Origin of the sequence: Bradyrhizobium sp. 170, from assembly GCF_023101085.1 — a bacterium.
Lineage (GTDB): Bacteria > Pseudomonadota > Alphaproteobacteria > Rhizobiales > Xanthobacteraceae > Bradyrhizobium.
In genome coordinates this window covers 2,290,476-2,314,006 of record NZ_CP064703.1, presented here as the reverse complement: position 1 = coordinate 2,314,006, position 23,531 = coordinate 2,290,476, and the positions used below count along the sequence as shown (strand labels likewise).

Below are 23,531 nucleotides of genomic sequence, written 5' to 3'. Positions count from 1 at the left end.
GGTGCGCCACAGCAGGACTTGTCGCGATGAATGCATTGCTGAAGCTGGCCGAGAGTATGCGGCGGGCGCTCGAGGTTGTTGCCCTGGCGTCCGGCTGGCTGCTCGTTATCATGGCGTGCGTGACCACGTTCGATGTCGTCGCGCGCAAGTTTGGCTTGCAGCTGCCGTACACCAGGCTGCAAGAGCTGGAATGGCACTTCCACGCCGCGATCTTCTCGCTTTGGATGGGCTACTGCTACACGATCAACGCGCATCCGCGGGTCGATACATTCACCGAGATGATGTCGTATCGCCGCAGGGCATGGATCGAACTCGCCGGCTGCCTCCTGCTGGCACTGCCCTACATGGCGCTGGTCGCCTACTACAGCCTGGATTTCGTTGCGCAGTCCTATCGGCTCGGCGAGCAGTCAGACAGCACCGTCGGGCTGACCCACCGCTGGATCATCAAAGGCATCTACGCAGCCGGCCTGTGGATGGTGGTGCTCGGCATCCTCAGCGTACTGCTCCGCGTGATCGTCTTCCTGTTCGGCCAAAAGTCGGAGCGGGAAGTCAATCTGCAAATCGGACATGTGATTACCGACGTCTAATCCAACCGGGGGACCGCAACGTGCTCGACTGGCTGGCCGACAATCTCGCTCTGATCATGTTCGTGTCGATGTTTTTCTTCATTTTCATCGGCTACCCGGTCGCCTTCATCATGGGCGGACTGGCGCTCGCCTTTGCGGTCTTCGGCGCCTGGCTCGGCACCTTCAACCTGATCGGCCTGTCCGATATCGTGCTGCGCATGTGGGGCGGGGTCGCCAACGATCCGGTGCTGGCGTCGATCCCCATGTTCATCTTCATGGGCGCGATCTTGGAGCGATCGGGCTCCGCCAAGGACATGCTGGACGCAACCGAGGTCCTGCTCAAGCGGTGCCCGGGCGCGCTGGCGGTCTCCGTGATGGTGATGGGCACGATCCTGGCGGCGCCGATCGGCGTGGTCGGCGCGGCTGTCATCACGCTGTCGGTGATCGCGCTGCCGCAGATGCTGGCCGCGGGCTACGACAAGCGGCTTGCCATCGGCACCATCGCCTCGGCCGGAACGCTCGGCATCCTGATCCCGCCGGCCATCATGCTGGTGGTGATGGCCGAGATGCTGGCGACCTCGGCAGGTAATTTGTTTCTCGCCGCCATCATGCCGGGCTTTCTGCTCTCCGGCCTCTACCTCGTCTATATCGTGCTCGTCGCGATCTTCAGGCCGGGCGCCGCGCCGAAGCTGCCGCCTGGCTACGGGCCGCAGACCCGCAGTGCGTTCTGGTACGCGCTCTGGCGGGGCCTGTTCCCGATGACGGCACTGCTGGTGATCGTGCTCGGCTCGATCTTCGCTGGCTGGGCGACGCCCACGGAGAGCGGGGCTGTCGGCGTGCTCGGCTCCATGTTCATCGCCGCGCTGAACCGGCGCATGACGTTCAAGATGATGAACGAGGCGATCTATGCCTCCTGCCGCGCCAACGGCCTGGTGTTCCTGATCTTCCTCGGCGCAACCGGCTTCTCCTACGTGTTCCGCGTGCTCGGCGGCGACGACCTGATGATCTCGACGCTCACCCATTTCGGCATCGACACCAAGTGGGAAATGCTCGGCTTCGTCATGGTGCTGATCTTCTTGCTCGGCTTCCCGTTCGAGTGGATCGAGATCTGCCTGATCGTCCTGCCGGTGTTCGGGCCGATCCTGTTGAGGTACGACTTTTCCGACCACATCGGCAACAACGCTGCCCTGATGACCTGGTTCGGCACGCTGGTTGCGGTCAATCTGCAGACCGCGTTCATGACGCCGCCGTTCGGGGCGACGCTGTTCTACATGAAGGGCACGGCGCCGCCGGGCGTCACCATGAACGACGTGTTCACGGCCATGTATCCGTTCGTCGCGCTGCAGGCGCTCGGCTTGATGCTGTGCATTTATTTCCCGAGCATCAGCCTGTGGCTGCCGAGACTGGCCGGCTTCATCGAATAGCCGCCAGTTCGTTGGGGAACGGAAGTGCGGCTTCGGGAAGGGCTTGCGTCACCACGCGCAACTCGTCGTCCCGGCCTAGACTACCCGCAGGCCGAGCGATTTTGCGAACGGTTGCCGTCCCCACCCCTTGAAGGTCGGCTGCCGCGGGTGGATGCAGTCCTTGAAATCCGCAAAGCCCTTCCAGGCCGGCTCCGGCGCGTCCTGGCCGGCGATCGGCACGTAGATCGACGGTTCTATCGAACTCATCGTCGGAATATAGCGCGGACAGTTTGGGAAGATCGCGCGCGCGGTCACGCGAACGATGAGCTGCGCGCCGACGGTCTCCGATAGCAGCGGGTCGCGGTCGCTAGCGCTGGCGCTGCCGTTGACCCGCAGGCGCCGCGGCTTGTCGTGCATGGCGATGAACAGCAGGCCGACATCGGCATTGGCGACAATGTTGCCGAGACTCTTGAACATGCCGTTTCCGTCATAGTCCGGAAATGCAATCTCGGAAGGCTCGGTGATGCGCACAAAGCCCGGCGCACCGCCCTTGAACGAGCAATCGGGCCGGCCCTCGGCGTCGGCCGTCGCCAGGAAGAAGTAAGGAAGGCTTTCGATGAACTGCTTGTCGTCAGCCGAAAATTCCTTGCGCATCAGCTTCTCTTCCAGCCGGTCCGAAATCCGGCGGCTGTCGAACTGATCCTGTAATTGCCGATTGCCTTCGTGATACATGACGCTCTCAGCCATGGCCGTGCTTCCTCCTGCCTGAGTTTCCTGCGCGCGCGAGCTCAGTCTCGATCAAATCCCGCAATTGAGCATACCACTTTACGGTTGCAGCGTCTGGGGCAAGCTGACCCGCACGATGAACCGGGGACGCGACCACCTGCGCGATCTAATCAATCCGGCGCGCGCAACCGGTAGCCGATCCCGGTCTCGGTCAGCACGAATTGCGGACGCTCCGGATCGGCTTCGATCTTCTGCCGGAGCTGGCGGACATAGACGCGCAGATATTGCGCATCCGTCAGTTCGTCCCACAGCTCCTTCAGCAGGAAGCGATGGGTCAGCACCTTGCCGGCATGCTGCACCAGCACGCGCAGCAGATCATATTCCTTCGGCGACAGTTTCACCTCGCGCTCGCCGGTCTTGACGATGCGGCGCACCAGATCGACGGAGAGATCGCCGGCGCGAAACACCGGTCGCTCGCCCTGCACCTGCAACTGGTGCCGCAGCGCGGCGCGCATCCGCGCCAGCAATTCGTCCATGCCGAACGGTTTTGTCAGATAATCATCGGCGCCGAGGTCGAGCGCCTGCACCTTGCCGGCCTCGTCGCCGCGGCTCGACAGCACCACGATCGGCACGCTCTCGTTGCGGCCGCGGATCATGCGCAGCAAATCATGACCTTGGATATCAGGCAGGCCCAGATCGAGGATGATCAGCGCCGGCCCCTCGGCCAGCTTCTCCAGCGCGATCTTGCCGTTGGAGGCTTCCAGGATGTCGTAACCCTGCGTGCTCAACCCCATCCGCAACAGCTTGCGGATCGGCGGTTCGTCGTCGATGACCAGAACCTTGATCGGGGTGGCATTCATGCGGCGGTATCCAGCGCATTTGACGCCGCCGGTACAGGCAGCCGAATGGTTATCACCGCCCCGCTGCGATCGGTACGGTTGGCGGCCACGATCGTACCGTGCATCGCCTCGACAAAGCCGCGAGAAATCGCGAGCCCAAGGCCGGTACCGGGACGGACGTGATCGCCCTTCTGCGCGCGATAGAATTTATCGAACACACTTTCCAGTTCTTCGGACGGAATGCCGTTGCCTTCGTCCATGATCTGCAGCGAGACCTTTCCATGATCCCGTGCGCCCCTGATTGAAATCGTGGTGCCTGATGGCGCGTATTTGGCGGCGTTGTCCAGCAAATTGAACAGCACCTGCTCGAACAGCACGGCATCGAGCTCCAGCATCGGCAGATCGGAGCCGAGCTCCAGCGACACCTTGTGATGCACGAGAATCTTTCCGGCGCGCCGCAGCGCACTGCCGACGATCTCGCCGACGTCATGCCGCGCGGCATTCGGCACGATGGCGCCGGATTCCAGCTTGGTCATGTCGAGCAGATTGGCGATGAACCTGTTCAGCCGCTCGGATTCGTCGATCATGGTGGCGAGCAGCTCGTTCTTCTGGGCGTCGTTGAGGGCGGCGCCGAGATCGCGCAGGGTACTGGCGGCGCCGAGCACCGAGGCCAGCGGCGTCTTCAGATCGTGCGAGATCGAGGTCAGCAGCGCGCCGCGCAGGCGATCAGATTCCACCGTGCGCTTGACCCGGTCCATGTCCTCGACCAGCAGCACCCGCTCGATCGCAAGCGCGCCCTGATCGACCAGCGCATCCAGAAGGCGGCGCTGGTCCGGCGTCAGCAACGGGCCTGTGCGGTCATCGTCGATGCCGATGACGCCGATCGCGCCACGCCCGGTTCGCATCGGCAGGAACAGCCGCTTCGCTCCCGGCAGCGTGTCCGAACCGCGCCCGGCCGGACGGTCGTTGCTCCACGCCCAGTTGGCGGCGGCGAGATCGGCCTGGTCGAGTTCGTCCTCCGGCGGATAGCCGGACTTCACCGTCAACACGCCTTCTTCCGTCAACAGCAACACCACCCGCACCTTCAGCATCAGCGCGATCTGATAGGCCGTCGCCCACAGCACGTCGTCGAGCGTCGCAGTACCGGCCAGCTTGCGGCTGAAAGCGTAGAGCGATTCGGTGGTGCGCACCCGGCCGATCGCGGTATCGGCCTGCGAGCGCACCCGCGCCGCGACGTTGGAGACCAGAAGCGCGATCAGCATGAAGAAGAAGAACGCCGCGACATTGGTCGGGTCGGTGATAGTGAAGGTATAAACCGGCGGGAGAAAGAAGAAATTGTACGACAGCGACGCTGCGACGCTGGCCAGCAGGGACGGCCACAGGCCGAAGCGGGCAGCGACGGCGACCACAGCGGTCAGGAACACCAGATCGACGTTCTCGATGCCACCGAACATGGGTTGGATCAGCGTGGCGGCAGCGAGGCCGATCGCGACGAACAGCAGCGCCATCATATAGGGCCGCGGGTTGAACGGTTCCTGCCGCGCCGCGGTCTGCACCGCCGGCTTCGCCACGCCCTCTTCGTCGCCGGCAATGACGTGGACGCTGATATTTCCGGCGCGCCGCACCAGATCGTGCACGACAGAACCGCGCGTCAATTCGAACCACCACGAACGCGTCGACTTGCCGATGATGATCTGGGTTACGTTGTTGGCGTGCGCGAAATGGATGACGTCGTCGGCGATGCGGCGGCCGACGCCGGGAATGGTCAGCGCCTCGCCGCCGAGCGCTTCCGCCAGCCGCATGGTGTCGGCCTGCCGGTCGCGCTCCTCGTCGGTCAGTTGCAGGCTGCGTCTCGTCTCGATGCTGATCGCGGTCCATTGCGCGTGCAGCCGGTCGGCCAGCCGCTTGGTATAACGCACGAGCCCTGCCGCCCGCGGGTCTTCGCTGACGCAAACCAGCATGCGCTCGCCCGCAGCCCAGGGACCTGCGATGGCGTTGGCCTGCATATGGGTGAGCAATTGTTCGTCGACCCGCTCGGCGGTGCGCCGCAGCGCCAGCTCGCGCAGCGCCGTCAGGTTGCCCGGCGAGAAATAATGCTCCAGCGCGCGTTCGGCCTGTTTGGGGACGTAGACCTTGCCTTCCTTCAGCCGCTGGATCAGGTCGTCGGGCGTGAGGTCGATCAGTTCGATAGCGTCGGCGCGATCGAACACCTTGTCCGGCACGGTCTCGCGCACCCGCACATGCGTGATCTGCGCGACCACGTCGTTGAGGCTTTCGATGTGCTGGATGTTGACCGCGGTGTAGACGTCGATGCCGTGGGATAGCAATTCCTCGACGTCCAGATAGCGCTTGGGATGACGGCTGCCCGGCACGTTGGTATGGGCGAGTTCGTCGACCAAAGCTATTTGCGGCCGCCGCGCGATCAGCGCGTCGAGGTCCATCTCCTCGAGCGTCTGGTCCTTGTAGCTGATCCGCTTGCGCGGAATGACTTCAAGGCCGTGCAGCAGCGCTTCGGTCTCCACCCGGCCATGGGTCTCCACCACGCCGACGACGACATCGACGCCCGCCTTCCTCTTGGCGTGCGCGCTTTGCAACATCTCATAGGTCTTGCCGACGCCGGGGGCGGCGCCGACAAAGATCTTCAGCCGGCCGGCGGTGTCACTTTCCCGCCGGGCGGCCTCCAGCAGCGCATCCGGCGAAGGCCGCTGTTCAAGGTCGCGATTTGCCATAGGGCATTATAGTAGCCGCTTCCGGTTGAGCCTAGTCACCGTCACTTGGATGCTGCGTCCAGCGCCAGGTTGAGCGCCAGCACATTGACGCGCGGCTCGCCAAGAAACCCGGCGAAGCGGCCCCTGGTGTTCTCGATGACGAACTGGCGGACCCGATCCTCAGGCATATTGCGGGCTCTGGCCACGCGCGGGACCTGGAACAGCGCGCCCTCCGGCGAAATATCGGGATCGAGGCCGCTGGGGGATGTCGTGACGAGGTCGACGGGCACCGCCGCAGAGGGGTTTTCGGCCTTCAGCTTCTCGACGTCCTCCTTGACCCGGTCGTTCAGCGCCTTGCTGGTAGGGCCGAGGTTGGAGCCGCCGGAATTGGCCGCGTTGTAGGGTGCTGACACGGTTTTGGTCGAATCGGCAGGATCAGGCGCCAGCGTCGCCGAAGGGCGGCCGTGGAAATACTTGTCGTCCTTGAACTCCTGCCCGATCAGCGCGGAGCCGATCACCTTGCCGTCCTTCTCGATCAGGCTGCCTTGCGCCTGTTTCGGGAAGATCACGCCGGCAATCGCGGTCATGGCGAGCGGATAGGCAAGGCCTGTGATCGCGGTAAGCAGGAGCAGGATGAGGATAGCGGGACGGATTTCTCTAAGCATGGTCGTTCTCCGTAAGTTTCTCCGTCATTGCGAGCGAAGCGAAGCAATCCATGGTGCGGCAAAGGAAGAATGGATTGCTTCGTCACTTCGCTCCCTTGCGCAAACGCTTCGCGTTTGTCGCAGGCAATGACGCGTTATGCCAAACCAAGCGCCGCAACCGCGAGGTCGATGGCCTTGATGCCGATAAAGGGAACGATGATGCCGCCGAGGCCGTAGATCAGCAGGTTACGGCGCAATAGAGCCCCAGCGCCTACCGCGCGATAGGGCACGCCTTTCAGCGCCAGCGGAATCAGCGCGATGATGATGAGCGCGTTGAAGATGATCGCCGACAGGATGGCGCTCTGCGGGCTCGCCAGATGCATGACGTTGAGCACCTCAAGCTGCGGATAGAACGCCAGAAACATCGGGGGGATGATGGCGAAGTATTTCGCGACGTCGTTGGCGATCGAGAACGTGGTCAGCGCGCCACGGGTCATCAATAGCTGCTTGCCGATCTCGACCACCTCGATCAGCTTGGTCGGGTTGGAATCGAGGTCGACCATGTTGCCGGCCTCGCGTGCGGCCTGTGTGCCGGTGTTCATGGCGACGCCGACATCGGCCTGTGCGAGCGCCGGCGCGTCATTGGTGCCGTCACCACACATCGCCACCAGCTTGCCCTTGGCCTGCTCGTCGCGGATTAGCTTGAGCTTGTCTTCAGGGGTCGCCTGCGCCAGGAAGTCGTCGACGCCGGCTTCGGCGGCGATCGCAGCGGCCGTCATCGGATTGTCGCCGGTGATCATCACCGTGCGGATGCCCATGCGGCGCAGTTCGGCAAAGCGCTCGCGGATGCCGCCCTTGACGATATCCTTGAGGTGAATGACGCCGAGCAGGCGGCCATCCTTGGCCACCGCGAGCGGCGTACCGCCGGCCTTGGCGATCTCGTCCACGATGGCCTGGAGTTCGCGGGCCGCTTCCGTGCCGACCATCGGCTGGATGGCGCGGACCGCGTTGCCGCTCGCCATGGTCTGCGCCGTGCCGCCGCCGATATAGTTGAGGATCGCATCCACCGCACCCTTGCGAACCGATGACGACCCGGCGTCGATGCCGCTCATGCGGGTTTGCGCCGTAAAGGGCACGAATGTCGCGGCAAGCTCATGCATCTCGCGGCCGCGGATGCCGTACTTCTCCTTGGCCAGCACGACGATCGAGCGGCCTTCGGGCGTTTCGTCGGCTAGCGAGGCGAGCTGGGCCGCATCGGCCAGCTCCTGCTCGGTCACACCGCGCACGGGACGGAACGCGGTGGCCTGCCGGTTGCCGAGTGTGATGGTGCCGGTCTTGTCCAGCAACAGGGTATCGACGTCGCCCGCGGCCTCGACCGCGCGGCCGGACATCGCCAGCACGTTGAAGCGCACCAGCCGGTCCATGCCGGCAATGCCGATGGCCGACAACAGCGCGCCGATCGTGGTCGGAATCAAGGTCACGAACAGCGCCACCAGCACGACCACCGAAATCGAGCCCCCGGCATACGCCGCATAGCTCGGGATCGTCACGGTCGCGAACACGAAGATGATGGTCAATCCAGCCAGCAGGATGTTGAGCGCGATCTCGTTCGGCGTTTTCTGCCGCTCTGCGCCTTCCACCAACTTGATCATGCGGTCGATGAAGGTCGAGCCCTGCGCTGCGGTGATGCGGACGCGGATCCAGTCGGACAATACCTGCGTGCCGCCGGTCACCGCCGAGCGGTCGCCGCCGGACTCACGGATCACAGGCGCGGATTCACCCGTGATCGCGGCCTCGTTGACGGAAGCGACGCCTTCGATCACCTCGCCGTCGGAGGGAATGTTGTCGCCGGCCTCGACCAGGACGATGTCACCGACCTTGAGCGCGGTGCCGGGCACCAGACGAAAGGTCTTGTCCGAACCCGTCAGCAGCTTGGCCTGGCTCTCGGTGCGGGTCTTCTTCAGCGACTCGGCCTGTGCCTTGCCGCGGCCTTCGGCGACAGCCTCGGCGAAATTGGCGAACAGCACCGTGAACCACAGCCACAGGATGATCTGGAACGTGAATCCGAGGTTTGCACCGCCGGTGACGAGGTCGCGCAGGAAGATGACCGTCGTCAGCGCCGCCACGACCTCGACCACGAACATCACGGGGCTCTTGATCATCAGGCGCGGATCGAGCTTGACGAGGGCCGATTTGATGGCAGGCACCAGGATCTTGGGGTCGAGCATCGCCGACGCCGTCACCTTTTTCTGCAGTTTCATGGCTTCCATGGACGTAACTCCGAAGAGGGATCTATCAGAACAGGGTGTTGGCGTTCATTGCGAGGTGCTCGACGATCGGCCCGAGCGCCAGCGCCGGGAAGAAGGTGAGGCCGCCGAGGATCAGGATGACGCCGACGACGAGGCCGACGAACAGGCCCCCGGTGGTCGGGAACGTGCCCATCGATGGCGGGATTGATTTCTTCTCCGCGAGCGAGCCCGCGATCGCCATGGCCGGCACGATCATGAAGAAGCGGCCGACGAACATCGCCATCGCCCCGGTCAGATTGTAGAAGGGGGTGTTGCCGGTGAGCCCCCCGAAAGCAGAACCGTTATTCGCGGTTTGGGAGCTGTAGGCGTAAAGCACCTCGGTGAAACCGTGCGGCCCGGCATTGGCCATCGACGCCACTGCCGGCGGGAATACGACCGCAACGGCCGTCCAGCCCAGGATCATCAGCGGCAGGATCAGGATCGCGAGCATCGCCATCTTGACCTCGCGCGCCTCGATCTTCTTGCCGACATATTCAGGCGTGCGGCCGACCATCAGCCCGGCGACGAAGATCGCCAGCACCACGAACAGCAGCATGCCGTACATGCCGGCGCCGACACCGCCGACGATGATCTCGCCGAGTTGCATGTTGATCAGCGGGATCATGCCGCCGAGCGCGGTGAACGAGTCATGCATGGCGTTGACCGCGCCGCAAGAGGCCGCGGTGGTGATGACCGCAAAGAGAGAGGAAGCAACGATGCCGAAGCGGACCTCCTTGCCTTCCATGTTACCGCCAGTCAGGCCCAGCGCACTCGGCGCCGAGGTACCGTTGGCCTCGGCCCAGTAGGTGATGGCGACGCCAGCGACGAACAGCACGCCCATGACAGCGAGAATCGCCCAGCCCTGGCGCTGGTTGCCGACCATGCGGCCGAATACGTTGGTGAGCGCCGCGCCGAGTGCGAAGATGGAGATCATCTGAACGAAGTTCGACAGCGCGGTGGGGTTTTCGAAGGGATGCGCGGCATTGGCATTGAAGAAGCCGCCGCCATTGGTACCGAGCATCTTGATCGCGACCTGCGACGCAACGGGGCCGACCGCAATCGTCTGCTTGGCGCCCTCCAGCGTCGTGGCTTCGACGTAGGGGCCCAGCGTCTGCGGCATGCCCTGCCAGACCAGGAACAGCGTATAGACGATGCAAATCGGCAGCAGCACGTAAAGTGTGCAACGGGTTACATCGACCCAGAAATTGCCGATGGTGCGCAGCGACGAACGGGCGAAGCCGCGGATCAGCGCCACCGCAAGTACAATACCGGTCGCGGCCGACAGGAAATTCTGGTGCGTCAGGCCGACCATCTGCGTCAGGTACGACAGCGTGCTTTCGCCGCCGTAGTTCTGCCAGTTGGTGTTGGTGATGAAGGAAATCGCGGTGTTGAAGGAAAGGTCTGCGGCGACCGCGGACTGGTCCTGCGGGTTGAACGGCAACACCGCCTGCAGCCGCATCAGCCCATAAATGATGAAGAAGCCGCCGACATGGAACAACAGCATCGCCACCGTATAGGTCAGCCAATGCTGCTCACGCCTCTCATCGACGCCGCCGATCCAGTAAAGCCCGCGCTCGACCGGGCGCAGCACCGGGGACAGAAAGGTGGACTCGCCGTTGAAGACGCGGGTCATGTACCAGCCGAGCGGATTGACCAGCGCGACCACGATCGCGCAGTACAGGAGAATTTGAATCCAGCCGATGACGGTCATTGTCGGGAATCCTTCAGAATTTTCTTGCAGGCAGCAGCAGGCGAATGAGCGCGATCAGGAGCGCCGAGGTCACGACAAACGCCAGGACGACTTCGACCAGCGTAAGCATGGCGCGCTCAGAAGCGCTCGGGCCGCAGCAGTGCGTAGGTCAGGTAGAACAGCAGGCCCAGCGAGACGAGACCGGCGAGTGAATAATCGAAGATCATGGCTCCGCTCCGTTACAGCCGTTCGCAGGCATAGGCGTAGCCAATGCCCGCCACGAAGAAACCGAGGCCGAGCGCCAGCATGACGATGTCCAACATGGGATGTTCCTGTGCGACGTGATCCGCGAACCGAATGGACGGTTTTCGCGTCTTTACCGGGCTGAGGTGCCACTGGGCGTATAGGTTTTCGAGACGGGAGGGATGGCGACGTTATAGGATTCTCATAAAGATCCCGCCGCTGACGCATCATTTCGAAGATTCGCTTCATTCGCCGAAACGGCGGAACATCGGCGGAGCCGGTACGGCAAGAATGCGTTTGGCGGCAATCAAGCGGTTCTGCCTTGGCGCGCTTCCGTTACTTTTGACAGCAGGGCTGCTTGTCGGACTGGTTGCGCTGAGAACAGCGATCTATTTCTCGCGTTTTCACTATTGATCGGCTCGACATCGTGCAGCCCGCGACGCGCTCGCGCTGCCTGGCCTGCTTGGGCCCGATACGCGTCTGCCGCTCGTGCCATTGGGCGAAGCGGCCAAGCCCCTGGTCGAGGCCGCGGTCGCCCGCCTTTGCGACGAAAACCTGGTCAACCCTCGCCGTGTTTGGCCCGCCACGCCGGTCCCGGACCGCGCATGTAGTAGGCTTCCGGACGATAGGCCCTGATCGGCTCGTTGCCGAGCAAGGTCAACAGACGGGTTAGCGCGCGCAACAGCAACGCCATGAACGGTATTGACGAGGGTTGTCGCATGTCAGAAATCCCATTTCTCGCCGAGATGCAGCGGCGGCTGCGGAAAACGGTCGCCATGCGCTTCCGGGTCGGGTTGGTGCGGGCGCGCCCACTTCGCGCGCGTTGCGGCGTGCAGCCGCAATTCGTTGCGCAGCCGCCGGATCTTTGCGGCAGCGATCGCGCGATGGATTATCTTCAGTGCGGTCCGCAGGCGGCGTACCGCGCGGCCTGCGGAAAAGCCGCCGGTCGAACCGTACCGCCGGTCATGGTGCGTGTAGAAAAGCGTCATGGTCGTCTTCCCAATGGCGGCGCGAAGCGCGCGCCTGACAAGCGAACATGCAAAGGCAGGCGTAGGATTTCGAGAGGTCCGGCGAGCCTTTCGCATAGGCACGGCATAAAGATCGACAGGTCGCACCGGCATGGTCGAAGGGGCCCTGCGGGAACATCGTCACCCCGATCGCATTGACGGCGGATTCCATGGTGCTAGCCTCATTCGAAAAACAGCGCCGCGAAGCAAGGTTCGGCAACAATCATCGAGGGTGGAAGCCATGAACGTCGCATCGTCAGGCATCATGAAAACCGAACCCGCCGTCTCCGGCGGCGTGGTCGCAGCCGGCGTCTACGTCGAGGGCCGGCGTGTCGCCAACATCGCCATCGATGAAGCCTCGAGCTGGCGCAGCAAGCCCGACCACGTGGTCTGGATCGGCCTGCACGAGCCGGATATGTCGGTGCTCAGCCGCGTGCAGCGGCAATTCGAATTGCACGATCTCGCCATCGAGGATGCCGACCACGCCCATCAGCGGCCGAAGATCGAGCAATATGGCGACGCGCTGTTCATCGTGGCGCGCACTGCGCAGCTCGACGGCGACAGCATCGCATTCGGCGAGACGCACCTGTTCGTCGGCGAAGGATATATCGTGTCGGTCCGGCACGGCGCCTCGACGTCCTACAAGCCGGTGCGCGAACGATGCGAAAGCTGTCCTCGGGCACTGGCCCGGGGCGAGGATTACATTCTCTACGCCATCCTCGACTTCATCGTCGACAACTACTCCCCCGTGCTCGAAACCATTCAGGAGGAAGTCGAGGCGATGGAGGCGCAAGTGCTCGCCAGCGCCATGACGCAGGCGCAGATCGAGCGCCTCTATTTGCTCCGGCGCGACCTGCTGCGGCTGCGCAATGCGGTTGGGCCCCTGGTGGAAGTCTGCCGCCGGCTCGAGCATGACAATCTGCCGATGGTGCGATCCACGATGCAGCCGTTGTTTCGCGACGTCACGGACCACGTCCGGACGGTGCAGGAGCAGATCGATTCGCTTCGCGAGGTGCTGGCGTTTGCCTTTGAGGCAAGCCTCCTGGTCGGCCAGGCACAGGAGACCGCAGTGTCCAAGAAACTGGCGTCATGGCTCGCCATCATCGCGGTCCCGACGGCGATCGCCGGCATCTACGGCATGAATTTCAAGCACATGCCGGAGCTGGAGTGGCAATATGGCTATTTTGGCGTAATCAGTACGATCCTGCTCGTATGCTCAGGCTTGTTCTGGCGATTCCGGCGCGTCGGCTGGCTATAAGCCTGCAAGCTGACCCACCAAAGGCCGCATTTTCTTGTCGCAAACCGGTACCCACCCTGCTCGAGACGATATAGACTATCGGCGAGCCAACGATCCGGCAGACGGGTGAATATCATGACTGCCATATCGGCGAGCCGAACGATCATCCCCATCCTGGCGTTTGTCGCCTGTGGCGCGGCGCTCGCTTTCGCCATTCAGCACGTCCGCGTACCCCCGGCTGACAGCCTGGCGGCAACGACAGCGCCGATGATCTCAAAGCCTGCATCGGACGCGCGAGAGCAAAGTCCCGCCCCGCTCGCAACGGCGAAAGCGGAAGCCAACGCCATCGTGGACGCGCTGGCCGGATCACCCCCACCGCCAGAGAACAGCGACGGCGTGCCGACGTTCGACGTTGCCCGCATCGAGCCGACAGGCGAGGCCGTGATCGCGGGTCGGGCGGCGCCAGGCGCAACGGTGGAGCTGCTGCGTAACGGCGAGGTGCACGATCGCGCGGTCGCGGATCAATCCGGACAATTCGTCATCGTCCCGCCCCGGCTTCCTTCAGGCACCTATGACCTGACGCTGCGCGCCAGGCAGCCCGACGGCAAGCAGGTCACGTCCAAACAAAGCGTGGCGGTGGCGCTTGAGCCGAAAGCGACCGACCGGCCGGTCGTGGCGCTGATCACGCCGGACAAGCCCACCGTCGTGTTGTCGCAACCAGCGGCGCCAAAACCGGCGGCCGGCGCAGTGGTCGTGGAAACGGTCGAGATGGAGCCGGGCGGCAAGTTCCATGTCAGCGGCCAGGCGCGTCCCGGCGCAGCGCTGAGGCTTTACCTCAACGATAGTTTTATTACGTCGGTAACGGCCGGCACGGATGGACGTTTTGCAGTCACCATCAATGAGGGGGTCGCAGCGGGCAGCTACCGTGTCAGGGTGGACGAGGCGTCGAGCTCCGGCACGGTGCGTGCACGCGCCGAGGTGCCGTTCAGCGTTCCCGACACAACCGCGTCCGTGACGGCGCAGGCCAAGCGCGCGGACATAGCCGCTCCGCGGCTGGCTGCCGCAGGGACTACCGTTTTGCCGGACAGCGGCTCGCCGCCCTCCACCGTGGTGGTGCCGAAGATAGCGACCACCACCGTCTCCCGCGGAGATAGCCTCTGGCGTCTCAGCCAGGTCTCGTACGGCGCGGGCACGCGCTATGCCGTCATTTACAAGGCGAACCGGGAACAGATCCGCAATCCCAACCTGATTTATCCCGGGCAGGTGTTTGTCGTTCCGGCGAAGTGAAGCGCCACCATCATCGCGATGACGCGATCTTAATTGCTGTTGTCGATTGCCTCTCGCCTACTCCGCCGCCGACTGCAATTCCACCTTTTCGGCGCGCACGGCGCAGAACTTGAATTCAGGGATCTTGCCGAACGGATCGAGCGCCGGGTTGGTCAACAGGTTGGCCGCCGCCTCCGCGTAGCAGAACGGCATGAACACCATGTTCTCCGGCACGTCGCGGTCGGAGCGCACCTTGACCTCGACGGCGCCGCGGCGGGTCTCCAGCTTAATGAAATCGCCGGGCCAGACGCTTAAGCGCCGCATGTCCTTTGGCGACATGAACGCCACCGCCTCCGGCTCGATCTGGTCGAGCACGCTGGCGCGGCGGGTCATCGAGCCGGTGTGCCAGTGTTCGAGCACACGCCCCGTGGACAGCACCATCGGATATTCGGTATCAGGCACCTCGTCCGGCGCGATCACCTTCGCCGGCACGATTTTTCCGCGGCCGCTTTCGGTCGGGAACCCCGTCGTGAAGATGATCTCGTTGCCGGGCTTGTTCGGATCGTCGACCGGATAGGTCACCGCACCCTCGCGTACCAGCCGGTCCCAGGTGATGTTGTTCAGCGACGGCATCACCTGCGTCATCTCGGTGAAGACGTCGGCCGGACCGTCATAGTTCCACGGCAAGCCCATCCGCTTGCCGATTTCCTGGATGATCCAGAGATCCTGCCGCGCATCACCCGGCGGCCGGATCACCTCGCGCGCGAGCTGCACGCGGCGGTCGGTGTTGGTGAAGGTGCCGGACTTCTCGGCAAAGGCCGAGGCCGGCAGGATCACGTCGGCGTGGAACGCGGTTTCGGTGACGAAAAGATCCTGCACGACCAGATGGTCGAGCATCGCCAGCGCCCCGCGCGCGTGCTGCAGATCGGGATCCGACATCGCGGGGTTTTCGCCCTCGATATACATGCCAGTGATTTCGCCGGCGTGGATCGCGTTCATGATCTCGACCACCGTCAAACCACGCACGGGATCGAGGTCCTGATGCCAGAGCTTCTCAAAGGGCTCGCGCAGATCGGTGCGCCCGACCGGCTGGTAATCCGGCAGGAACATCGGAATCAGGCCAGCATCGGAAGCGCCCTGCACGTTGTTCTGGCCGCGCAGCGGATGCAACCCGGTGCCGGGACGGCCGACCTGACCTGTCGTCAGCGCCAGCGCGATCAGGCAGCGCGCGTTGTCGGTGCCGTGGATATGCTGGCTGATGCCCATACCCCAGAAGATGATGGAGGACTGCGAGCGGGCATAGACCCGCGCCACTTCCTTCAGCGTCTCGGCCGGAACGCCGCAGATCGCTTCCATCTTCTCCGGCGGGAATTCCTTGATGCGCTCGGCGAGCTCATCAAAACCTTCGGTATAGCCCGCGATGTACTGCTGGTCGGTCAGCCCTTCGGTGATGATGGTGTGGAGCATCGCGTTCAGCATCGCAACGTCGCTGCCGGGCTTGAACGCCAGATGCCGCCAGGCGTGACGCGACAGTGCCTGCCTGCGCGGATCCATCACGATCAGCTTGGCGCCGCGCTTGGCCGCGTTCTTGAGATAGGTCGCCGCGACCGGATGGTTCACGGTCGGGTTGGCGCCGATCACGATGATGACTTCGGCGTCCATCGCCGCGGCAAACGGCGCCGACACGGCGCCGGAATTCAGGCCTTCCATCAGAGCTGCGACCGACGAGGCATGGCACAGCCGCGTGCAGTGATCGACATTGTTGGAGCCGAAGCCGGTGCGCACCAGTTTTTGGAACAGGTACGCCTCTTCGTTCGAGCCCTTGGCCGAGCCGAAGCCGGCGAGCGCCTTGACGCCCTTTTCGTCGCGGATTTTCACGAGCCCCTTGGCCGCGATATCGAGCGCCTCTTCCCACGAGGCTTCGCGGAAATGCGTGAACGGATTGGCCGGATCGACCTGGTCGTTGGCGTCCTTCTTCGCGTTCGGCAGCCGCACCAGCGGCTTTGTGAGACGATGTGGGTGATGGATATAGTCGAATCCAAAACGGCCCTTGACGCAGAGGCGGTTGTGGTTGGCAGGGCCGTCGCGGCCTTCGGCGTAGATGACCTTCTCATCCTTGACCTGATAGGTGACCTGACAGCCGACGCCGCAGAACGGGCACAGCGAGTCGACTTTCTTGTCGGCATAGGTGACGCGGGTCTGGTTCTCGTCCAGCATCACCGAAGGCATCAGGGCGCCGGTCGGGCAGGCCTGCACGCATTCGCCGCAGGCAACGCAGGTCGATTCACCCATCGGGTCGTCGAAATCGAACACGATCTTGGCTTCGTGGCTGCGGTAGGCCATGCCGATGACGTCGTTGACCTGCACCTCGCGGCAGGCGCGCACGCACAGCCCGCACTGGATGCAGGCGTCGAGATTGACGCTCATCGCGGGGTGGCTGCTATCGCCCCGCCAGCGCTCGGCGGCCGGGAAACGGCTCTCGGTCACCTCGACCTTTTCTGCCCAGTGCCAGAATTTCGAATCGGGATCGTGCGAGGTCTCGCGCGCCGGCTGGTCGGCGACCAGCAATTCCATCACCATCTTCTGCGCCGCGACCGCGCGCGCGCTCTCAGACTTCACCTTCATGCCGACGGTCGGCGTGCGCTTGCAGGACGCAGCCAGCACGCGCTCGCCCTCGATCTCGACCATACAGGCGCGGCAATTACCGTCGGGCCGGTAGTCCGGCTCCGGCGAATAGCAGAGATGCGGGATTTCCTTCTCGTGGCGTTTTGCCACTTGCCAGATGGTCTCGCCCGCGTTGGCCTCGACTTGCTTGCCGTCGAGTTCGAACTTGATCTTGGTCATTCCGCGGCCTCTTTCGGCACGAATTCTTCCGGAAAATATTTAATCACTGACGTCAGTGGATTCGAGGCGGCTTGTCCAAGCCCGCAGATCGACGCGTCGCGCATCGCCTGGCTCAACTGGTCGAGCAACTCGCGGTCCCAGACCGGCTTTTCCATCAGGATCGCCGCTTTCTGGGTGCCGACCCGGCACGGCGTGCACTGGCCGCAGCTCTCATCCTCGAAGAATTTCATCAGGTTCAGCGCCGCGCCTTTCACGCTGTCCTGCTCGGACAGGATGACGACGGCGGCGGAGCCGATGAAGCAGCCGTATTTTTCCAGCGTGCCGAAATCGAGCGGGATGTTGTCCATCGATGCCGGCAGGATGCCGCCCGATGCGCCGCCCGGCAGGTAAGCGTGGAAGGTGTGTCCATCAGCCATGCCGCCGCAGAACTCGTCGATCAGTTCGCGCACGGTGACACCTGATGGCGCCAGCTTCATGCCGGGATTTTTCACGCGGCCCGACACCGAATAGCTGCGCAAGCCGTGACGGTCGTTGCGGCCGTGGCTCTTCCACCAGTCGGCGCCCTTCTCGACGATGTCGCGCACCCACCACAGCGTCTCGATATTGTTGATCAGCGTCGGCAGGCCGAACAGCCCGACCTGGAATGGATAAGGCGGCTTGTGCCGGGGCAGGCCGCGCTTGCCTTCGATGCTTTCGAGCAGCGAGGATTCCTCGCCGCAGATATAGGCCCCTGCCCCGCGGCGCATGTGCAGCACCGGGCCATCAGGCGGCAGCTTTGCAATTTCGCGTTCGAGAATTTCGCGCGAGGCCGGGTATTCGTCACGCAGGTAGATATAGACGTCGGTGGCCTCAACGACGTGGGCGCCGATCAGCATGCCCTCGAGGAAGCGATGCGGATCGGTTTCGAGATAGAAGCGATCCTTGAACGTGCCGGGCTCGCCCTCGTCGCCATTGATCGCCATCAGCCGCGGTCCGGGCTCGCCGAGCACCGCGCGCCATTTGCGTCCCGTCGGGAAGCCGGCGCCGCCGAGCCCGCGCAGCGAAGCGTCGTCGAGCGACTTCAGCAGGTCTTCTTTCGTCATCGCGCCGGAGCGCAGGCGGTTCAGCAGCGCATAGCCGCCGCCGGCCACATAGGCGTCGTAGTCGACATATTTGGGCAAATGCGCGTGGGTCTCGCCGGCCTTCGCGGCGGCGAGCACATTCGTCACGGTCGCATGATCGACAAAGTGATGGCCGACTTCGGCGGCAGGCGCGGTGTCGCAGCGGCCGACGCAGGGCGCGCGCACCACGCGAATGCCGGGACCCGCGCTGTCCTGCAATTCGCGCAGCAGCTTTTCCGCGCCGAGCATTGCGCAGGTGAGCGAGTCGCAGACGCGAATGGTCAGCGGCGCGATGTCAGGCTCGCCTTCCTTTACCACGTCGAAATGGGCGTAGAACGTCGCGGTCTCGAACACTTCCGCAAATGACAGCTTCATCTCGTCGGCAAGGGCTGCTAGATGCGCCGCCGAGATCTGGTGATACTTGTCCTGGATCAGGTGCAGGTGTTCGATCAGGAGATCGCGCCGCCGCGACCGCTCGCCGAGCAGAAGTTCGATCTCATGGGCGGCGGTGGGGTCAACCTGGCGGCCCTTCGGGGTCGCCTTGGCCCGCTTCCGTCCCGCGCCGGGATGTTCGAACGAGCGGACTTTCTGTAAGTCCTGTACGTCGTGATCCATTGAAAAATCTCATCCCTGCTTATCGTCTAGCGCAAGTCGTCTAGCGCAAGCTTAGTTCGTGGCATGCCAGATGCCAAGCGAATTGTGGCGTCTTGATAAGCGTTTAAGTTGCTGCCGGTGGCGCGGCTTGGCGTTCGAGCCCTCAGCGTTCCTCGCCGGTGCCACCTTGGCTGCTGGAAGGATGAGTACTCGAAATGACCGCAAGATCAATAAAGCCATCGTATGCTGCGATTGCGAACACCTATCGATCGGCCGGTCGGAACCGAGGTCGGAAGACGCCGCGGGAGACGCTGGCTGGCGGTCCCGCGGCGTCATTGCGCTCAGAGTATCTTGACGGCGCTTTCCAGCGTCTTCCACACGCCCCAGGCCAGGGGAATGCCGACGAAGGCCCAGAACAGCGCGGCCTTGGCGTCGAGCCCGCCGAACCCGATGCCGTAGGAGCCCGACGGACCCGATGCCCCGGCGTTCGCCGTCGCCGCCTGCAACTTGGCGACCTCGGCGTCGCTCATGTGCCATTTTTTATCGACCGGCTTGATCAGATAGTTGCAGATCAGGCCCGCGATCAACATGGCACACAGGATGTACATCGTGGTGTTGTAAAGTTGGTCGCGCGGAACGCCGGCCGCAAGCTGGAATTCGCGGATGTAGTTCACAACCACGGGACCGATGATGCCCGCCGTCGACCAGGCCGTCAGCAGCCGGCCGTGGATGGCGCCGACGAACTGGGTGCCGAACATGTCGGCGAGATAGGCTGGCACGGTCGCGAAGCCGCCGCCATACATCGACAGGATGATGCCGAAGCCGAGCACGAACAAAAGCTTCGAGCCCATCGCGGCGAAGGTCGGCGCCAGCGCATAGAGCGCGATGCCCAGGATGAAGAACGTGTAGTAGGTGTTCTTGCGGCCGATCTTGTCCGACAGCGACGCCCAGAAGAAGCGGCCGCCGATGTTGAACAGCGAGAGCAGGCCGGCGAAACCGGCTGCGATGCCGGCGATCGCGGCCTTTTGCGTCGCGTCGAGCTGGTTGAAGCCGATGTCAGGCAATCCGATCAGCTTGCCGGCGAAGATTTCCTGCAACATCGGCGAAGCCATGCCGATCACGCCGATGCCCGCCGACACGTTGAGGCAGAGCACCCACCAGATCAGCCAGAACTGTGGCGTCTTGTGCGCGTCTTTCAGATGAACGTGGTTCTGCGAGATCATCGCATTGGCTTTTGCCGGAGGCGTCCAGCCCTCGGGCCGCCAGCCGGCCGGCGGAATCCGGTAACGGAAGGCGCCGATCATCATGAACACGAAGTAGATGACGCCCATCGCGACAAAGGTTTCCCAGACACCGACGGAGCTCGGCGACTTGAAATAGTTCATCAGCAGGTTCGCCAGCGGGGCGCCGATCATGGCGCCACCGCCGAAGCCCATGATGGCCATGCCGGTCGCCATGCCGCGGCGGTCAGGGAACCATTTCACCAGCGTCGACACCGGCGAGATGTAACCGAGACCAAGACCGATGCCACCGATCACGCCGGAGCCGAGCCACAGCAACCAGAGCTGATGGGTGTAGACGCCGATCGCGCCGAGGAAGAGACCGCCGCACCAGCACAGCGCCGAGACGAAGCCCGCCTTGCGGGGGCCGACGCGCTCGAGCCAACCGCCCCACACCGCGGCGGCAATGCCGAGCAGCACGAAGAACAAGGTGTACATCCAGCCCATGCTGGCGACCTTCCAGTCGCAGGTGGTGGTGAAGAGCTCCTGCACCAGCGACATGTCGGGGCATGCCTTCGGCGCGCTCAGCCCGAGCGCGCGCGACAGCGGCAACCAGAACACGCTGAAGCCATAGGCCATGCCGATGCACAGATGAATGCAAAGCGCCGCCGGCGGCACCAGCCAGCGATTGAAGCCGGCGGTTGCGATCGTTCGTTCCTTGTCGAGAAGCCCGAGCGCACCGGATGGTGCAAGTGTGGCATCGGCTGTTGTCATAGAAAAAACCTCCGGGTTCGTGGCCTTACCGGCACGTCAGTTGGAAAGTTGGAAGGTTGGATGAGGGGCCGCGAAGCGTCGACCACATGCGCAGGACCTGTGGTGCACATGCGACTGACCGGATCTCGAGGCAAAATCGTTTGGAGTGCGGCGCAAGCGCGTCAGCAAAACAGCAAGCAGCGAACGACCTCGCTCGCGCGGTCGTCCGCCTTGCGACCGAACATCCGGCCATCGCGCCCCCTCCCCACTCCAACTCTTAGGTAGGAGGAACAGCAATCCGCGTGCCAAATGGCGCGATACAGAAAATCAATCACTTAGTGGAGGAATTCCCACAGCCATGGACAAAATGTCCGGACGGGCCATGGACAAAATGTCCGATCAGCTCGCTTCCGGCAGCCATATGCGGAATGTGCTTCCCGAGCCGATCTGGCTTTCGACAGTGATCTGGCCGCGTTGGCGCTTCACCAGCGTCTGACTGATGGACAGACCAAGGCCGGTGCCTTCCCGGCGTTTCGACGTGAAGAAGGGATCGAACACCTTGTCCATGATATCCGCGCTCATGCCGATGCCGGTGTCGGCCACTTCGATTGAAATGCCCGCGTTGCCGTCGCGATCGGCGTCGAAGGAACGGAGTGTCAACGTGCCGCCGTCGGGCATGGCATGAATGGCGTTGACGATCAGATTGATCACCACCTGCTGAAGCTCGGTGCGATTCATCAGGACCAGGCGGTTCGCCCGATCTTCTCTCACAACCCTGATTTCAGTCTTGTTCAGGAGATGCTGGACCAGCGGCAAACAATCCTGAACGACGTTCCCCGGCGCATGGCGCTCGATATAGCCAGCATATTCCTCCGGTCGCGCAAACTGGAGAAGTTTCATGACGATCTGGCTGATGCGGTGAATCTGCTCGTCCAGTAGACGGAATTCGACCTTCGCCTTGTCGGCCTCGTCGCCGATCACGCTGCGGATGACGTCCAGGTTGCCCTGCATCACCGCGATCGGATTGTTGATCTCATGCGCCACGCCGGCGGTGATCTCACCGATCGCGGCGAGCTTCTCGGACATGATGAGCTGCTTGGTGGTCGCCTCCAGCTTTAGATTGGCGTGTTCGAGATCCCTGGTTCGATCGCGCACCCGCGTGTTCAATTCCTCGTTCCACTCGCGCAATTGCCGGTCGCGCTCCTGGATCTGGTCGAGCAGGGTATCGAGATGAAACGCCACGCGGCCGATCTCGTCGCTAGATGCCGGCAATTTTGTGCGGGCGGACAGGTTGCCGCTTTCCACTTCGCCGATCGTCGTCGTGACGCGTTCGAGCGGCATGAATATCGACTGCGCCCAGCGCAGGAAGATCGGCACGGTTGCTGCCGTGATCACGATGAATGCGAGCGCGATGATCAGGAGCGTCTCAAACTTCGCGTCGTTGAACGGTTTCTGCAGAAACCCGACATAGAGCATGCCGACGCGCTTGCCATAGCTGTCGACGAGCGGCTCGTAAGCCGAAATGTACCAGTCGTTGACGACGAACGCGCTGTCCAGCCAGGTGCGCCCCTCACCCATCACTGCAGAGCGGACCGCTGCCGATACCCGCGTCCCCAGCGCGCGCCGTCCCTCGAACAGGCGGACGTTGGTCGAAATCCGCACGTCGTCCAGAAACAGCGTCGCGGTTCCCTGGCTGCCCTCGGGAAGGCTCGCCGACTGATAGACGAGGTCGTTGATCGTATCGATGAACTCCAGATTCTGATTGAGCAGAATGCCCCCGACCAACGCAGCCGGCGCTCCTGCGGGGGTCGTCGCCCGGCTCGCCGCATGCACGACCATGCCGTGCGTTTCCGTGCTGCGATCGGTCGGCACCGCGTTCGGCGTCGGCACCAGGTCGAGACGCGCACGCTCGGCAAGATCAGGCGAAATCGCCGCAAGCTCGTCATTGCTGAAGATATCGATGCCGGCTGACGGCGCTTCCCCCGACAACGCCGAAGTGATGATCGGCCAGTCGCCCTTTGGCCGTCCCGGAAACGGGGGTGACGAGGCGAGGATCTTTCCGCTGGAGTCCATCAGGTAGAGAAAGTCGAGACCGATCTCCTTGCGGGAAGCTTCAAGCAGGTTGCCCACGGCGGACAGCGGATCGTGCTCTTCCACATCGCGGAAGCGTGCGGAGAGGCCGAGCGCGCGGATCTGAACGCCGGTTTTTTCCAGAATGCGGGCCAGATATTGATGCGCGATGGTAAGGTCGCCATTCACCTTCGAAATCAGCGTGGCGTCGAACCTCGCATTCCAGCGATAGATGGCAACTCCGAGCAGCAGCGGCAGGATGACCAGCATGGGCAGCAGCGCGATCGCCAGCAGCCGGAAACGAACGGAGCGCCCGCGCGCCGGCTCGTTCAT

At 63.3% G+C, this 23,531-nt stretch carries 17 protein-coding genes; 4 read left to right on the top strand and 13 right to left on the bottom strand.

Translation table 11 applies throughout. The features are described from left to right. Window positions 1-35: 35 nt before the first annotated feature. Both IVB05_RS10765 and IVB05_RS10760 read left to right on the top strand, forming a co-directional pair. The gene (locus IVB05_RS10765; RefSeq protein WP_247784129.1) at window positions 36-587 is read left to right on the top strand and encodes a TRAP transporter small permease subunit; all 552 of its coding nucleotides are present in this window, start codon (window positions 36-38) and stop codon (window positions 585-587) included. Between the two features lie 20 nt (window positions 588-607). Further along, a complete protein-coding gene (locus tag IVB05_RS10760; RefSeq protein ID WP_247784128.1) occupies window positions 608-1,990 on the top strand; it encodes a TRAP transporter large permease subunit in 1,383 nt (460 codons plus the stop codon). 75 nt (window positions 1,991-2,065) lie between these two features. Here IVB05_RS10760 and IVB05_RS10755 read toward each other — a convergent pair whose 3' ends face one another. The 9 genes from IVB05_RS10755 to IVB05_RS10715 form a co-directional block, all read right to left on the bottom strand. Further along, window positions 2,066-2,716, bottom strand: a complete 651-nt coding sequence (locus IVB05_RS10755; RefSeq protein ID WP_247784127.1) for a pyridoxamine 5'-phosphate oxidase family protein — start codon at window positions 2,714-2,716, stop codon at window positions 2,066-2,068. 149 nt (window positions 2,717-2,865) lie between these two features. Then, a complete protein-coding gene (locus tag IVB05_RS10750; RefSeq protein ID WP_247784126.1) occupies window positions 2,866-3,555 on the bottom strand; it encodes a response regulator transcription factor in 690 nt (229 codons plus the stop codon). Beyond that, complete coding sequence (locus IVB05_RS10745) at window positions 3,552-6,263, bottom strand: sensor histidine kinase KdpD (protein WP_247784125.1); 2,712 nt, start codon at window positions 6,261-6,263, stop codon at window positions 3,552-3,554. Before IVB05_RS10745 ends, IVB05_RS10750 begins: the two co-directional genes overlap by 4 nt. A 41-nt stretch (window positions 6,264-6,304) precedes the next feature. Then, window positions 6,305-6,907: a K(+)-transporting ATPase subunit C gene (locus IVB05_RS10740; protein ID WP_247784124.1), complete on the bottom strand. Its 603-nt coding sequence runs from the start codon at window positions 6,905-6,907 to the stop codon at window positions 6,305-6,307. Window positions 6,908-7,041: 134 nt separating this feature from the next. Then, window positions 7,042-9,156 (bottom strand): potassium-transporting ATPase subunit KdpB, encoded by a 2,115-nt coding sequence (gene kdpB / locus IVB05_RS10735; protein ID WP_247784123.1) that lies wholly within the window; start codon window positions 9,154-9,156, stop codon window positions 7,042-7,044. A 25-nt stretch (window positions 9,157-9,181) separates the two neighbouring features. Then, on the bottom strand, window positions 9,182-10,885 hold the full coding sequence (kdpA, locus tag IVB05_RS10730) for a potassium-transporting ATPase subunit KdpA (RefSeq protein ID WP_247784122.1): 1,704 nt from the start codon (window positions 10,883-10,885) through the stop codon (window positions 9,182-9,184). A 116-nt stretch (window positions 10,886-11,001) separates the two neighbouring features. After that, window positions 11,002-11,091 carry a K(+)-transporting ATPase subunit F gene (locus IVB05_RS10725; RefSeq protein WP_016846764.1) on the bottom strand — a complete coding sequence of 30 codons (90 nt, stop codon included), beginning with the start codon at window positions 11,089-11,091 and terminating at the stop codon, window positions 11,002-11,004. A 575-nt stretch (window positions 11,092-11,666) separates the two neighbouring features. Continuing rightward, window positions 11,667-11,828 carry a hypothetical protein gene (locus IVB05_RS10720; RefSeq protein WP_247784121.1) on the bottom strand — a complete coding sequence of 54 codons (162 nt, stop codon included), beginning with the start codon at window positions 11,826-11,828 and terminating at the stop codon, window positions 11,667-11,669. A 1-nt stretch (window position 11,829) separates the two neighbouring features. Beyond that, window positions 11,830-12,096 carry a hypothetical protein gene (locus tag IVB05_RS10715; RefSeq protein WP_247784120.1) on the bottom strand — a complete coding sequence of 89 codons (267 nt, stop codon included), beginning with the start codon at window positions 12,094-12,096 and terminating at the stop codon, window positions 11,830-11,832. A gap of 259 nt (window positions 12,097-12,355) precedes the next feature. Between IVB05_RS10715 and IVB05_RS10710 the strand changes: the two genes are divergently transcribed. Together IVB05_RS10710 and IVB05_RS10705 are read left to right on the top strand one after the other, a co-directional pair. Then, on the top strand, window positions 12,356-13,372 hold the full coding sequence (locus IVB05_RS10710) for a magnesium and cobalt transport protein CorA (protein ID WP_247784119.1): 1,017 nt from the start codon (window positions 12,356-12,358) through the stop codon (window positions 13,370-13,372). A gap of 114 nt (window positions 13,373-13,486) precedes the next feature. Next, on the top strand, window positions 13,487-14,638 hold the full coding sequence (locus tag IVB05_RS10705) for a LysM peptidoglycan-binding domain-containing protein (protein WP_247784118.1): 1,152 nt from the start codon (window positions 13,487-13,489) through the stop codon (window positions 14,636-14,638). Window positions 14,639-14,695: 57 nt separating this feature from the next. On the opposite strand, the gene fdhF is transcribed toward IVB05_RS10705, so the two are convergent. The 4 genes from fdhF to IVB05_RS10685 form a co-directional block, all read right to left on the bottom strand. Further along, window positions 14,696-17,461 carry a formate dehydrogenase subunit alpha gene (gene fdhF, locus IVB05_RS10700; RefSeq protein WP_247784117.1) on the bottom strand — a complete coding sequence of 922 codons (2,766 nt, stop codon included), beginning with the start codon at window positions 17,459-17,461 and terminating at the stop codon, window positions 14,696-14,698. Beyond that, window positions 17,458-19,176, bottom strand: a complete 1,719-nt coding sequence (locus IVB05_RS10695) for an NADH-ubiquinone oxidoreductase-F iron-sulfur binding region domain-containing protein (protein ID WP_247784116.1) — start codon at window positions 19,174-19,176, stop codon at window positions 17,458-17,460. The genes fdhF and IVB05_RS10695 overlap by 4 nt, the downstream gene beginning before the upstream one ends. 320 nt (window positions 19,177-19,496) lie before the next feature. After that, the gene (locus IVB05_RS10690) at window positions 19,497-21,149 is read right to left on the bottom strand and encodes an OFA family MFS transporter (RefSeq protein WP_247784115.1); all 1,653 of its coding nucleotides are present in this window, start codon (window positions 21,147-21,149) and stop codon (window positions 19,497-19,499) included. Window positions 21,150-21,527: 378 nt separating this feature from the next. After that, a complete protein-coding gene (locus tag IVB05_RS10685; RefSeq protein ID WP_247784114.1) occupies window positions 21,528-23,531 on the bottom strand; it encodes a cache domain-containing protein in 2,004 nt (667 codons plus the stop codon).